This window comes from Sorangium sp. So ce726 (assembly GCF_051521405.1).
Taxonomy (GTDB): domain Bacteria; phylum Myxococcota_A; class Polyangia; order Polyangiales; family Polyangiaceae; genus Sorangium.
The window spans coordinates 8664190-8678570 of the sequence record NZ_CP150349.1 but is presented as its reverse complement, the minus strand read 5'-3'; the positions used below and the strand labels follow the sequence as shown (position 1 = coordinate 8678570).

The following is a 14381-nucleotide window of genomic DNA, read 5'->3' as shown; positions in this document are numbered from 1 at the left end:
CCGCCGGTCGGCTGACCTCGTCGGCGCTTCGATCGAGCCAGAGGACCTGGAGCGAGGTGACGAAGCTCGCTGATCTGGCGGTGCACCCGAGGCCTGATCTCGGTCGCTTCCGTGGCCCGGCGCCGGTGAACGACCAACCGTCAGGTCCGCGGCGTGCGAGAAATATTCGTCGTCCCATCGGAAAAGATGCCGGGCGGAGGTCGCCAGATGACTGAGACAGAATGGCTGGTGTGTACTCGGACCATCCCCATGTTCCGCTTCCTCCTCGGACTCGGGCCGAAAGAGCTGCGGGTCGTGGACATCAAGACGTTTCCGGCGTGCAGGGGGAGCGACCGCAAGCTTCGGCTGTTCGCCTGTGAATGTTATTACCGCGTGCGCGCCCTGCTCCCAGGTGAGCTCGCAGAAGCGGCCGTGGAAACAGCGAACCGTTACGCCGATGGACTTGCCACGCTGGAGGAACTTCAGGCAGTCGAGGCTCTGGTCGAGCAGGCGCTCGACTCGATGGAGGATAGGTGGCGGGCGTCCCAGGGGGCCGAACTTATCTCGCTCCAGCCGACGCACGACGCACTGGGACTGAGCTTTCAGGTAGTTCGGACACAAGCTCCGAAGGCCGCGTACTACGCCTCGTCCAATGCTTATCTGTCAGCTGCTGCCATTGCCAATCCAGATGCCGCGTCTCGGGGTACTTCCTACGACGCCAGCCGTGCAGCGGAAGAACGCGCCCAGGCCGACGTACTCCGCGACATCTTTGGTAACCCGTTCCGAGCGGTGACATTCGACCCGCGCTGGCGGACCTCGACGGCCGTCGAGCTGGCCCGGCAGATGTACGAGAGCCGCGTTTTCGGGTCGATGCCGATCCTGGCCGACGCCTTGCTGGAGGCCGGGTGCGACGACGCCGATGTGCTGGCTCACTGCCGCGGTGACGGGCCGCACGTCCGCGGGTGCTGGGTGATCGATCTGCTGCTCGGGAAGGAATAGGCTGAGCCGTGACTCACGGCTGCTGCCGATGATCGAGCTCCGCCCGTACGCGGCAGGCCCGCATGCCGGGCGGCCCGAGTGGCGAGCGTTGCGCGGCGAGGAGGATCTGCGTACCGTTGGCCAAGGAGGAGCATGACGGTCTCGTTGGGCATCAAGCACCACGACAGCGGCGCCTACGACGTCGTGCCCATCGCCACGAGCGACTGCTTCAAGCGCCGCTGGCTGCCAGCGTGCGCTCATCTCGGCCTGCGATACGTCTCGCACTTCCACGACGGGGCGCTCTCCACCGTTTCCCCCGACGATCTCCCCGAGATCGTCGCGGAGCTCGAGACTCTGCGGTCGTGGGCGGCGGCGAACGACGCGTTCATGGTCGAGAGGATCGACGGCGTGCTTCGGGCGCTGCGGGCGTCGGACGCAACGTCCTGTGAAGTTGACTTCGGCTGATGAGGCGGCGCGCGCCATTGTCGTCGACGACGAGGAGCTGACGATGGAACACGATTTCGCGGTGTACGCAGAGCACTCCGATTCGAACAAGGAGATGGTCGCCAGACCCGGGAAGACGGGCGGCTGGAACGCGCGGGTGTTCAATCGGACCGAGGTCCATCCGGCCAGCGAGCACATTCGCCTCGACCCCGGGACCGGCGACGTGGTGTTGAAGCGAGGCGTCTACCGCATCACGGCGGTCTCCATCGTCACCTACTTCGACGGCGAAAAGCCGGGCGGGGGGGTACCCACCAGGGACCCGGCCTACGGTGGGTATTGCCGCTTGCGCGACCGGACCCGGCCCGGCTGCGGCACCTCCGAGGAATGCCTCAACGAAGACGCGGTGGCCATCGGGACCATGACCTCGGCCAACATGCTACCAAGCACGATCGACACCTATCTCTGTGTCGATGGCCCAGAGGCCAGGCTCGTCCTCGAGCACCAGGTGGGCGCCGACGTGAAGGGGATCCTCCTGCAGCTCTTCGTCGTCGACTCCACCTGGCACGTCATGGCGAGGATCTCGATCCACCGCCTGGGCGACGTCGTCGAGAACCCGGTGAAGCCGCTGGACGCGAGGATCTCGAAGGAGCTGCTGCCGTTTCCGAAGCCCTCCACCCGCGCGATCAATCGAGTCTTCAACGCGGCCCTCGGCGAGCTGCTCGGCAGGGACTCCGGGCGGCAGTACGAGCAGATCTACAAGCGCTATGTGGGCACCGCGCCTCGTTTTTCGCCGCGGAGCAGCGACAGCGACTCCTGGGTCGATGCCGCCGACGGCGAGCTCTCGGCCCTCCTGGCGCGCGGGGAGATCCGGTTCGGCTACGTCGCCAGCGCGCCGTACTTCTACGGGAAGGACGATGAGCTCTCCGGCCTCGACTTCGACCTCGGCACGGCGGTGACCGAGATCATCAGCCAGCATTATTTCGGCGACGCCCGCAGGCTCCGCGCGAGGTGGACGCCGCTCTCCCCGCCTCCCGGCGACGAGCAGGTCGGGAAGCTCCAGATCCTCTGTGAGAGCCTCGCCAAGGGGGAGGTCGATCTCGCGCTCACCGGACAGATGATGCTGCCGCCGAACTATCTCCCGACGGGGTACGACATCGAGTGGACCGCGCCGACGGCGCTGCTCTTCACGGCGATCACCTACAACGGGCGAGACCGACAGGCCCTCAACCTGCGGCAGCTCCGGGGCCTGCGGTCCGGCTCGCTCGATGACTTCATGCGTTATGCACTGGCCGAGAGCCAGCGCCTGTCGCTCGAGCTCCGCTTCTTCGCCGTCGTCAACCCCGGTCCGTCCCCCGACGCCGCCATGAGCATCGTGTCCAAGATCAATGGCTCGAAGGGCCGCGCCGTGTGGGACGTCGGGGATGTCGCCCGCTCCGGCGAGGTCATGTCGACAGGGGCGGATCACTTCTCGGTCGGGGACTCGCTGGCCACGGGCGCCGGCACGCTGGATCCCGGCTTCCGCGGCCTGTACCTGAACATCCCCGCCAACATCGAGACGGTCACCGGACCCGATGGCAAGCCTGAGTCCTACGTGGGGCTATGGCCGATTGCAGGGTTTACCGCGAAGCGTCGCTGAGCACCCTGAGCATGACCCTGACGATCGCCGGACGGCTTCCAGCGGGCTTTGCCCGCCTCCAGCTGCCACCCATGTCGAACGTTATGCCGCCAACAGTCAGAAACCAAGAGAGAGAACGTCATGCATGAACAGCAAATCGCAGCGCCAGACGACACGGCGATTCGGGTCGCCTTGTGGCGGGCGCTGCACGTGGAAGCCGATGCTCCGCCTCACGTGTTCGAAGACGACATCGGCTTGAAGCTCGTGGCTCCAGAGGACGGTTGGCGCAGCCGTCCGGACATGAGCCCGTTCACGCGGCCCTTCCGCGCCTCCATCCTGGCCCGCGCCCGCTTCGTCGAAGATCTCGTCACGGAACAGGCTGCCCGTGGCGTCGGGCAGTACGTCATCCTTGGCGCGGGCCTGGACACCTTCGCCCAGCGTCGGCCGGAGCTCGCCTCGCGCCTGCTCGTGTTCGAGATCGACCGTCCGAGCCCTCAGGCATGGAAGCGCCAGCGCCTCATCGACCTCGGCCTCGGCGTCCCATCGTTCCTGCGGCTCGTGCCGGTCGACTTCGAGGCGGGCGATGCGTGGTGGGAGCGGCTGGCGGCCTCGGGCTTCGACTCGGGGCGGCCGGCGGTCGTGGCGTCCACCGGGGTCAGCATGTACCTGACCAGGGACGCGATCGCGGCGACGCTGCGCCAGGTCGCGGCGCTCGCTCCCGGCTCCACGCTCGCCATGTCATTCATGCTTCCGATCGAGCTGGCGGACCCGGAGGTGCGTCCCGCGATCGAGCGAGCGGCAGCGGGGGCCAGAGCGAACAGCACGCCCTTCATCAGCTTCTTCACGCCGGCAGAGATGCTGGCGCTGGCCCGAGATGCCGGCTTCAGAGAGGTCCAGCATGTATCGGCCGCCGCGCTTGCCCAGCGCTACTTCGCGGGCAGGACGGATGGCCTTCGTGCGCCGAACAATTCAGAGGAGCTGCTGGTGGCGACGACCTGAATCAAGCGGTCTAAGCAGTCGTTGGACCGACCCGAGTTGCATCTACTTCACCATGTGGAAGCTCGGATGCCGTAGCCAGGAGCGCGCGAGCGCCACATCTCCGTAGTAGGAGCGCGCCGTCACGAACAGCACGCCCATGACCCCGCCTGGATTCTCGACCCTGACGGGCTTGTCGTCTTGAAGGCCGTCGAGCTGTGGACCGATCGCCAGCCGCCCACCGAAGTCGATAACTCCACCTTCCGCCTCGGCCAGGTCGATGCACAACCTGGCGAGCAACCGATGATCTTGGTCGTCCTTGCACATCGCAGCGAATGAAACGACGTCTTCTGGCGACCATCCGAGCACCTCGGGGAGGCCCGCCTCGAGGTGCTCGGATATCGCCTCAGGGTATTCGGGCCCAACGGTCAGAATGAACGGGCGTTGGTCAAGCCAGAAGTCATCCCCACGAACTTCGTCGGCAATGCGCGAGATTCCAGCGCGAAGCGCGGCGACTCGCTCCACGCTCATCTTCGACGGCAGCAACACGGACGCCACTGGACCGGCCATTCCTGGAGCGTATGCTCTCGAGCCACGGCGGTCCAAGAAGGCGTCGCAGCGACCGGGCTTGTCGTTCCGACTGCGCCGTCTCTCTGGCGCTCGCAGCTGAAGGCCAGTACGTCGTTCGGGGGCGAGCGCTGTGTCGAGGTTGGCCAGGCAGGACGCCCCACGGCGGTGACCTCCCCCAGGGCATGGCGCTACTGTTTCTACACGCATGCCGAGGGCAGCTCGCTGCCGCGACGCATCCTCCCGACGATCCCGCCGGTCGCCGTGCGGACGCACCCGACGGGGATTGACGCGCTCCCCCAAGCTCGCAGAGCGTGTCATCGACGACGCGTACGACGCGCCGCTGCGATCTGAGGCCGCGAGCCGCGGCCCGATGGATCGACGCCGCGTCGCGGCGTTGGCACACACGGACGAAGCGCCCGGGGAAGTTGTGCCAGGCTCTGACCCTCGTGTCATGAGGGGGCTCCGGCGGCGCGCCCACGCACCGCGGGACGGACGGCACGAGCTCCTCAACATGCTCGCCGGACCCGCAGGCGCGACCTGTCTCCAGGGCACCGACACCGACGCGTTACAATTTCGCCATGAACGGTACGTTATTTGCAATGGGCGTGAAGCGGAAAGGTTGCGCTTCATGTCCAATCAGCTGCCGTCGTCTTCCTCTGGTCGATCATGGATGTCCCGCACGCGAGCCGTCTCGCTGTTCGCCCTGCTTGCCCTCCCGTCTGTCGTCTTGTCGGCGGGGTGCGCTGACAAGCCGGACAACATCTACAACTACTATTACACGAACGGGGAGGGGGGTGCGGGGGGCGCCGGTGGTGGCGGGGGCGCCGGCGGCGCACCCGAGCCGTACCCGGGGGCGCCTGTCGCGGACACCGAGGTGGCCGAGCATGCGCTCGACGTCTTCGGCACCGTCGGCAACCGCTACTGGTTCGCCGTCTCGGAAGAGCAACTCGAGATCATGAACGAAGGGCTCGGCGGCATCGGGGGCCCCATCAAGAAGGACATCTTCGGGGACATCTACTCACCGACCGGCGAGGACGCGACCTTCGTGGATCATCTGTGGGTGACGACGGCCGGCGACGAGGGCAAGACGGCCGACTACGGCAAGGTCCAGGTGGGGGTCGCCGGCCAGTCGACGCAGCGGCCCTGGACGAAGCGCACCATCCCCAACCTCAACGTCGACGCCGACGAGTTCGTCGAGCAGCAACGGCTCGGCGGCTTCGAGCACGTGCGCTTCAACAACGGCCAGGTCGGCAGCATCTTCCGCGAGCGTCTCACGCTCGATCTCTATGCTCGCCTCGATTATCCGGCTCCCCTGACCAACTACGCCTGGCTGTCGAGCAACGTCTGGGGCGCGGAGGTGGCCATCCCCTACATCGTGGTCGAGCGCTACAAGAAGGCGTTCTGCACCCGCCTCGAGGGCGCGCTCGGCGGCGGCTGCGCCAACATGTGGGAGTTCGCCGGAGACTTCGCCGGCAACATCCCGGGGGGCGGCGGGATCCCGCTGCCGATCGACATGGTGCCGTTCGGTGGGAGCGTCTTCGACGATCCAGAGAGCTGCCAGCTCAAGGAGTGTGAGAACACCCGCGCGAAGGCGCTCGAGGAGGTGATCGCCGAGACGCCGCCTGGTGAGGGCTTCATGGCCGCGCTCGCGGAGTGGATCGACTGGCCGGCGTTCCACCGGTTCCAGTGCCTGTCGTGGGTGCTCGCCACCGGCGACGACGCGATCCACAACAGCAACAACGTCGTGCTGGTCGAGCGGGGCGATGGTCTGTTCCAGTACCTGCCGTACTCGGTCGACATCAGCCTGGGGCAGAGCTGGTATCCGGTCGTCCCGCTGGCCGGCACGAACACGCTGGCGCGCGGGTGCCAGAGCGAGCCGGCCTGCTGGGCCGACACGATCGCGGCGTGCGAGGAGGTGATCGAGGAGTTCACCGCGCTGGACCCGAACGCGGTGCTGAAGGGTCTCTACGAGCAGCTGTCGGACGAGGGCATGCTCCGCCCGGGCGACGAGGAGCGATACGAGGAGCTGGACGCCTGGCTGACCAATCAGCTCGAGGTCCTGCCGGTGGAGCTGGAGAGGAACCGCGAGCAGCCGCAGCTCTGCATGCCTCCCCAGGTCGATTGCGGCGGCTACTGCGGCTTTCCCCAGGACTGCGGCCTCTGCGCTCCTCCGCTGGTCGATTGCGGCGGCTACTGCGCCTATCCCAAGGAGTGCGGCGGCGGAGAGGGCGGCCGAGACCCGGGTGAGGGAGGCGCGGGCGGCACCGGAGGGGGCGGCGGCGGCGGTGAGGTGGGTGGCGGAGACCCGGACGATGGGGGCGCGGGCAAATTCGGCGAGGGCGGTGCACCCGCGGAGTGACGCCGGAAAAGGCGCCGTCGGGTCGTGCGCTCGTCGGCGCTGCGAGCCTCGGGGGCACGACCCGAGCGCGCCGGCCGCCGAGCGCGCTCCCCCGTGACAGGCTGGCCTTGTGGGTTACCTCCTGAAGCATCCCCTCGAATGTTTCGAGGAGATTCACAGGGAGGCGGGGAGACGGGGAGTAAAATCCCATCACATCTCCCCGTCTCCCCGCCTCCCCGTTCAATTTCTCTTCGCCAAGAACGCCAACAAAATGAGGGGATCTGTCAGGGCTACCTCGACAAGCGCCCCCGGACACCGCGCTGGTGCCGGCAGCTCCTCACCGGAGCGCGCCGAGGCCTAGCGAGATGCAGGGCTCCCCGTCATGCAGCGAGATCCCCGCCACCTGCTTCTCTGGCGGGTACATGTACCCGAACAGCATGCACATCTCGTTGTCCCCGTAGCCGAACGTGAGATCGCGGTCCGACGTGTTCCGGAACTTGCATGCGTACCGGAGGGAGTCGCCTTCGCCGAGCGCGAGCGCCGGCCGGTAGACCTCGATATCGCTCTCCAGATCGAACGCCCCGCCCTCGTACACGCGCGCCTCGCCCCCGTCCGCGCGGATGACGTCGACGTCGAAGGCATCGGCGTAACGGTGCGTGTGCGGCATCAGAGAGACGATGTTCCCGCCGAACGTCGAGCACGTCGTCCCGACGGTCCGGGTGGCGCGCGGCGGGACGAGGAAGTCGTTGACGCTCAAGACGAACGGCACGAGCTCTTCCTTGCGCTCCGAGAGAGGCATGGTGAAGAAGTCGTAGGCGAGCTCGACGACCGCAGGCTCGGGCGACGTGTTGAGCAGGTGGACGCTCGTCGCGATCTCGCGGGACGTATCGAGGGTGAAGCCCATCCCCTCCGGGAAGACGAGCGTCTCCTCGCCGACGACCTGCGTGGAGCTCGCGAAGAGGACGTCCGGGATGGCCGCCGGCAGCGTCCCGAAGGGATCGTCGGCGCCAGGATGGCAGCCCGGGTAGGGGTTCGGCCCGAACGATGGATTGACCGGCTTGGCGATCACGTTGCTGTGATGCAGCCCGGCCGTCGCGTAGACGCGCGCCGCGTGGACGGTCGTGTTCTCGATCGCGGGGAAAGGCCATGACACGCAGAACGTCGCCTCCTCGCCGGGCGCCATGAGCCGCGGCGGCGCGATGATCCTGAAGCCGCTGCGCGGCGGCTCCGGCAGCGCGAGCCGGGTGAGCTCGGCGCCGAAGGCGACGACGTTGTCCCGGTCAACCCGCTCCTCAGGCTCGTAGCGGGCGGCGGGCTGGACGCACCGCCCGCGAAAGCGCTCCTCGCCAGGAGAGCACGTCTCAGGCGGCGACGGCTCGACGCCCGTGCAGGCAGGGAGAAGCAGGATCCACAGGAGACCCGTCGAACGTGCGCTGTCTCTTGGGACATAGCGAGTTTTAGGATGTTGCATCACAAAGCATCTGCGGCCGACAGCTTCTCACCGGAAGCCTCGACTGTGGATCTCCCCTGCAGAGGGAGGGGGCCCTCGCGCGGCCAGGGCGGAGCCCGCGGCGAAGGCGACGCTCCCGGCACAACCGAGGACGGCGTGGGCTGACGCGATCCATCCGCGGCGGCCGTCGTCGCCGTGCGCCGCCGGCGCCGCGGATGAGCCGCCAGCACCAGCGCACGCTCCACCTGCAGCAGCGGCCGCTCGCCGGCCCGTGGCCGCTTCGCCCAGCGCAGAGCCGACCGGAGCGTCCCGCCCACCTGTCCTCCGGCAGTGGCTGAAGGGCCGCCTACGTGGACACCCTGTTCACCCGGCTAGACGCTGTGCGCAACAAGGGCGTGACGTGGGCGTCGCGGATCGTCTAGGATCCGCGTGCCCAGGGGCAGCGCGCCCCACGATCCCCCGCATCGCCCGACCACCACGCAGCGTGGTCGCAGCTCGTGGAGAGACAGCATTGAGCGAGCAAGCAATCGAGCCGGCCCTCCCCGCCCTCCCTGTCACCGCTTTCGAGAGGCGCTTCAAGCACCCGCCGGGGCTCGTGATCCTCTTCTTCGCGGAGATGTGGGAGCGCTTTTCCTATTACGGCATGCGCGGCCTGCTCAAGCTGTATATGGCGAACTACCTGTTCGTCACCGCGCGAGAGGCGTACCAGGGGTGCCGGCAGCACGCGCAGCCATGCGATCTCGTCGCTGGTGATCCGACCACGGTGTTTGCCTGGCAGTTCATCAAGGGCCTCCTCCCGAGCGCGCCAGGCGAGCAGGCGTCCATGCTCTACGGGCTGTACACGGGCCTCGTGTACCTCACGCCGTTCTTCGGCGGCATCCTCGCCGACAAGGTGTGGGGGCAGCGCAAGACGGTGGTGATCGGCGGCGTCTTGATGGCCATCGGGCACTTCGTGATGGCGTTCGAGAACTCGTTCTTCCTCGCGCTGCTCCTGCTCATCCTCGGCAACGGCGCGTTCAAGCCCAACATCTCGACCCAGGTCGGCAGCCTGTACCCGAAGGATGATCCGCGCCGCGACGGCGCCTTCACCATCTTCTACATGGGCATCAACCTGGGCGCCTTCATCTGCAACTTCGTGTGCGGCACCCTGGCCGCCGTCTACGGCTGGCACTACGGCTTCGCCGCCGCGGGCGTCGGGATGTGCCTTGGGCTCATCGTCTACCTGGCCGGGCAGAAGTACCTCGCCAAGGACAACCTGATGAAGACGGCGGAGGGCGCCGGCGAGCAGAAGCAGCCGCTCTCCAGCGACGAGTGGAAGCGCGTCGGCGCGCTCGTGGCGCTCTGCGCCCTCAACGTCGTCTTCTGGGCGGTCTACGAGCAGCAGGGCAACACGATGCAGAGCTGGGCCGACGAGAAGACGGTGTGGCCCATCGTCCTCGGCTTCCAGATCCCGTCGACGTGGTTCCAGTCGGTGAACCCGCTCTGCATCATCCTGTTCGCCCCCCTGCTCGACATCTTCTGGCGCTGGCAGGCGAAGCGCGGCACCGAGCCGACGAGCGTCTCGAAGATGGCCCTGGGCTGCACCATCCTCGGGCTGTCGTTCATCGTGATGATCCTCGGCGCGCAGGCCGTCGGCGACGGCAAGGGCAGCCTGTTCTGGCCGGTCTTCTGCACGCTGCTGCTCACGATCGGCGAGCTCTACCTGTCGCCCATCGGCCTGTCGCTCGTGACCAAGGTCTCGCCGGTGCGGATCGTGTCGATGATGATGGGCATGTGGTTCGTCTCGAGCTTCCTCGGCAACACGCTGAGCGGCTACATCGGCATCTTCTACGAGCGCTGGTCGAAGGACATGTTCTTCCTGATGCTCACCATCCTCGGCCTCGGCGCCGGCGCCGCGATGTTCGCGTTCAACAAGCCGCTCCGCCGCGTCCTCGGCCACCACTGATCCACACCGCGCCCGGCGTGGCCGCGCGCCCTCTCCGCGAGGGCTCAGCGCCGCGTCAGGGCGCGCTGCCCGTGCCGTGGGGGCGCGGCGCCGCGTGAGGGCGCCTGCGCCTCTCCGCGAGGGCTCAGCGCCGCGTCAGGGCGCCCGCGCGCCGCCGGGATCGACGATCCGCTCGTCGAGGGTCGCGAGCCGCCCCTCGGGCAGCGCGCTCCCGACGGCGGCCACGGCGCGGCGGACGCTCTCCAGCGTGCTGCACGAGGCGACGTCGACGAAGAGCCGCCCCGACTCGGGCCACGAGTGCAGCGCCACGTGCGACTCGCCGACGACGGCGCACGCGGTGATCCCTTGCGGAGAGAACGGGACCACCGCCATCTCCAGCAGCGTGAACGGCCCGGCGGCGACGGCCGCCTCCAGCGCGCCGCGCAGCGCGGCCGGGCTGTTCAGGAAGTCGAAGGGACAGCCCTCGAAGAGTGCGAGCGCGATGAACAGCTGCATCGATCGGGCAGGCGCGCGCGGCGGTCCGCGCCGCGCAGGCTGCGTAGCGTAGCCGAGGCCGGGCGCCGCGGAGCCGGAAAGGGGAGGGCCGCGCCTACCAGCGGTGGTAGGCCGGGTGCCCTTCCTTCACCGCCACGAACGTCCCGCGGCACGTCGCCGTGACCCGCCCCCCCGCCTCAAGGGTCGCCTCGACCACGACGCGATCGCCCTCCGCCTCGGCGACCTGCGCCCGCAGGTGCACCGGGCCGCCGAGCGGCGTCGGCTTCTTCAGCTTCACGTGGAAGTCCGCCGTCACCGTGCACGGCGGCGCGTCGGCCCCCCGCGCCTTCATCAGGTGGTAGGCCGCGGTCCAGTTGGAGTGGCAGTCGAGCAGCGCCCCGATGATGCCGCCGTTGAGCATCCCGGGGAACGCCTCGTGGTGCGGCTCCGGCGTGAAGTCGCAGACCACCGCGTCGCCCTCGACGCGGCTCTTCAGCCGGAGCCCCTTGTCGTTCGCTGGCCCGCAGCCGAAGCAGCGGCCTTGCGGCGAGTACCTGTCCTGCAGGCTCGCCGCGTCGCCGCTCACCGGCTGCCCCCGACGAACGCCTCATCCATCAGCATCTTCTGCTCGAGGAGGTGGCTCGCGCGCGAGCCGGTCGCCGGGCTCGCGCTCGGCGCGCGGCTCACGCACGAGAGCGGGAGCCGGTCGCCGATGCGCTGCCGGAGCACCGCGAGGATGTAGTACCAGGCGCCGTAGTTGCGCGGCTCCTCCTGCACCCACACGAGCGGCGTGCCGTCCTTGTAGGGCGCGAGCGCGTTCACGATCTCCTCGTTCAGCGGGGCCAGCTGCTCCAGCCGCAGGATCGCCACGTCCTTGAGTCCGCGCGTCTCCCGCGCGAGCGCGAGGTCGTAGTAGACCTTGCCCGAGCAGAGCAGCACCCGCTTCACGTCCGCCGGATCGACCCCGCTCGTGTCGGCCAGCACGCGCTGGAACTTGCCCTCGGAGAGATCCTTGATCGTCGACACCGGCCGGTGCGGCCCCTTCGACGTCGCCGGGACGCGCAGCAGGCTCTTCGGCGTCGCGATGATGAGCGGCTTGCGCCACGGCCGGTGCACCTGCCGCCGCAGCACGTGGAACAGCTGCGCCGGCGTCGTCAGGTTGCACACCTGGATGTTGTCCTCGGCGCTGTTCTGCAGGCAGCGCTCGATGCGCGCGCTCGAGTGCTCCGGCCCCTGGCCCTCGTAGCCGTGCGGCAGCAAGAGCACGATGCCGCTCAGCCGGTGCCACTTGTCCTCGCTCGACGTGATGAACTGATCGACGATGACCTGCCCGCCGTTCAGGAAGTCGCCGAACTGCGCCTCCCAGATGACGAGCCCGTCCGGGTAGTCGAGGCTGTAGCCGAAGTCGAAGCCGAGCACGCCCGCCTCGCTGAGCGGGCTGTTGTACGCCTCGAAGCGCGCCGGCCCCTCGGCCACGCGCGACAGCGGCGCGAAGCGCGTGCTCGTCTCGACGTCGCGCAGCACCGCGTGCCGGTGGCTGAAGGTGCCGCGCTGCACGTCCTGACCGGAGAGCCGCACCGGCGTCTTCTCGGCGAGCAGCGACGCGTAGGCGAGCATCTCGCCCGTGCCCCAGTCGAACGGCTCGCCGGCGACGAGCTTGTCGTGCCGCTGCTGGAGCGTCGGCAGCACCTTCGGGTGCGCCTTGAAGCCCTCGGGCAGCTCGAGGAGCTTCTCCGACAGCGCGATGAGCTTCTCGGCCGGCACGCTCGTCGGCACCTCCGGCGTCGCGTGGTCGGCGCCGCCGCGGTAGTGCGACCACACGCCGCCCATCGAGTACAGCACCGGCGCGAAGCCCTTCTGCTTCACCTCGTCGAGCGCGGTGGCGAGCGCCTCGCGGCGCCGCACGACGATCTCGTCGGCCTTCTCCTCGGTGACCTGCCCGAGCTCCATGAGGCGCCGGACGTACACCTGCCGGACCGTGGGCTTCTTGTCGATCGCGGCGTACATCCGCGGCTGCGTGTAGCGCGGCTCGTCGCCCTCGTTGTGGCCGTACCGCCGGTAGCAGTACATGTCGATGATCACGTCGGAGCCGAAGCGCGTGCGGTAGTCGATCGCGAGCTGCGCGACGTGGGCGACCGCCTCCGGGTCCTCGCCGTTCACGTGGAACACCGGGACCTTGAGCATCCGCGTGATGTCGGACGCGTAGCGGGTCGAGCGCCCTTCCATCGGATCGGTCGTGAACCCGACCTGGTTGTTCACGATGACGTGGACCGTGCCGGCCGTCGTGTAGCCCTGCAGGTTCATCATGTTGAGCGTCTCGGCGACGACGCCCTGCCCGATGAACGCCGCGTCGCCGTGGATGAGCAGCGGCATCACGCGGCGGCGCGCGTCGGCGGCGCCGTCGGCGAGCCGGCGGTCCTGCTTCGCGCGGACGCGCCCCTGCACGACGGGGTTCACGAACTCGAGGTGGCTCGGGTTGAACGTGAGCGTGAGGTGGACGTTGCGGCCGTTCTCGAGCGTGCGATCGGTCGAGTAGCCGAGGTGGTACTTGACGTCGCCGCTGCCGAGGTGGCGCTCCGCGTTCTTGTCCTCGAAGGCCGCGAAGATCTCTCGCAGGCTCTTGTCCATGATGTTCGCGAGGACGTTGAGCCGGCCGCGGTGCGCCATGCCCACCACGATCTCGTCGACCTCGTGCGCCCCCGCGCGCTCGATGATGAGGTCGAGCAGCGGGATGAGGCTCTCGGCGCCCTCGAGCGAGAAGCGCTTCGTCCCCGCCTCGTAGGACTTGTGGATGAACTGCTCGAAGATCTCGGCGTCGGAGAGCTTCGTGAGGATCCGGAGCTGCTTCTGGCGGTCGAGCGTGAGCCGGTTGCGCGTCGACTCCATCTGCTGCTGGAGCCACTGGCGCGCCTCGGGCTCCTCGATGAACGTGAACTCGACGCCGATCGAGCGACAGTACGTCTCCTCGAGCCGGCGGATGATCTCGCGCAGCGTGAGGACGGGCGGCACCCCGGCGAGGTCGGTCGTGGGGAACGGCAGCTCGAGGTCCTCGACCCGGAGCCCGAAGTTCGTGAGGTCGAGCTCGGGCGGCGTGGCGGGCGGCAGGCCGAGCGGGTCGACGTGCGCGAAGAGGTGGCCGCGCACGCGGTAGGCGTTCACGAGGGCGTAGACGCGCGCCTTGATCGCGGCCTCCGCGAGCACCTTGAGATCGCGCGAGGACTCGGGCGAGCTCGGGTGCTCGCTCAGCGTCCGTGCGAACGCGGCCTCCAGCGTCTTCGCGGCCTCGCCGTTCGTGTTCGTCTTGCCATTCCCGTACCCGTGCCCGTTCCCGTTTCCGGGCCGCAGCACGTGGTTCGGGATGGTCGGCGGCGCCGCCGGAGCGGGCAGCCTGCTCGGCGTCGCTCCGCCGTTCTTTCCCTCGAAGAACGAGCGCCAGCCGGGGTCTACCGACTCCGGGTTCTCGAGGTACTGGGCATAGAGCTCCTCGACGAGCCCTGCATTGATTCCGAAATCAAGCTGCATCGTGGTCGGGCTGCAAATAACGCGTGTCGGGCCGGCACGCTAGAGTCGTTTTCCGATGACTTCGCCTCGTGGGGCGGAACATCGTCCGGGC

The 14381-nt window shown here is 68.4% G+C and carries 11 protein-coding genes; 6 read left to right on the top strand and 5 right to left on the bottom strand.

Annotated elements, in window-relative coordinates:
- Positions 1–249 precede the first annotated feature (249 nt).
- The 4 genes from WME79_RS32040 (at position 250) to WME79_RS32025 (ending at position 4015) form a co-directional block, all read left to right on the top strand.
- Entirely contained in the window at positions 250–978 is a 729-nt protein-coding gene (locus tag WME79_RS32040) for a hypothetical protein (protein WP_437522572.1), read from the top strand.
- Positions 979–1110: 132 nt separating this feature from the next.
- A complete protein-coding gene (locus tag WME79_RS32035; RefSeq protein ID WP_437522569.1) occupies positions 1111–1422 on the top strand; it encodes a hypothetical protein in 312 nt (103 codons plus the stop codon).
- 43 nt (positions 1423–1465) lie between these two features.
- A complete protein-coding gene (locus WME79_RS32030; RefSeq protein WP_437522566.1) occupies positions 1466–3037 on the top strand; it encodes a hypothetical protein in 1572 nt (523 codons plus the stop codon).
- 120 nt (positions 3038–3157) lie between these two features.
- Positions 3158–4015 carry a class I SAM-dependent methyltransferase gene (locus WME79_RS32025; RefSeq protein ID WP_437539987.1) on the top strand — a complete coding sequence of 286 codons (858 nt, stop codon included), beginning with the start codon at positions 3158–3160 and terminating at the stop codon, positions 4013–4015.
- A gap of 42 nt (positions 4016–4057) precedes the next feature.
- Here the strand turns inward: WME79_RS32025 and WME79_RS32020 are convergent, their stop codons facing one another.
- Entirely contained in the window at positions 4058–4561 is a 504-nt protein-coding gene (locus WME79_RS32020) for a DUF6368 family protein (RefSeq protein ID WP_437522563.1), read from the bottom strand.
- A 670-nt stretch (positions 4562–5231) separates the two neighbouring features.
- Here WME79_RS32020 and WME79_RS32015 point away from each other — a divergent pair.
- Entirely contained in the window at positions 5232–6920 is a 1689-nt protein-coding gene (locus tag WME79_RS32015) for a hypothetical protein (RefSeq protein WP_437522561.1), read from the top strand.
- A gap of 316 nt (positions 6921–7236) precedes the next feature.
- On the opposite strand, the gene WME79_RS32010 is transcribed toward WME79_RS32015, so the two are convergent.
- Complete coding sequence (locus WME79_RS32010) at positions 7237–8370, bottom strand: hypothetical protein (protein ID WP_437522559.1); 1134 nt, start codon at positions 8368–8370, stop codon at positions 7237–7239.
- Positions 8371–8860: 490 nt separating this feature from the next.
- Here WME79_RS32010 and WME79_RS32005 point away from each other — a divergent pair, with 490 nt between their 5' ends.
- On the top strand, positions 8861–10294 hold the full coding sequence (locus tag WME79_RS32005) for a peptide MFS transporter (RefSeq protein WP_437522556.1): 1434 nt from the start codon (positions 8861–8863) through the stop codon (positions 10292–10294).
- 135 nt (positions 10295–10429) lie between these two features.
- On the opposite strand, the gene WME79_RS32000 is transcribed toward WME79_RS32005, so the two are convergent.
- The 3 genes from WME79_RS32000 to WME79_RS31990 form a co-directional block, all read right to left on the bottom strand.
- Positions 10430–10789 carry an S-adenosylmethionine decarboxylase family protein gene (locus WME79_RS32000; RefSeq protein ID WP_437522553.1) on the bottom strand — a complete coding sequence of 120 codons (360 nt, stop codon included), beginning with the start codon at positions 10787–10789 and terminating at the stop codon, positions 10430–10432.
- A gap of 94 nt (positions 10790–10883) precedes the next feature.
- On the bottom strand, positions 10884–11354 hold the full coding sequence (locus tag WME79_RS31995) for a PaaI family thioesterase (protein ID WP_437522550.1): 471 nt from the start codon (positions 11352–11354) through the stop codon (positions 10884–10886).
- On the bottom strand, positions 11351–14290 hold the full coding sequence (locus WME79_RS31990) for a 2-oxoglutarate dehydrogenase E1 component (protein ID WP_437522547.1): 2940 nt from the start codon (positions 14288–14290) through the stop codon (positions 11351–11353). Before WME79_RS31990 ends, WME79_RS31995 begins: the two co-directional genes overlap by 4 nt.
- Positions 14291–14381 lie beyond the last annotated feature (91 nt).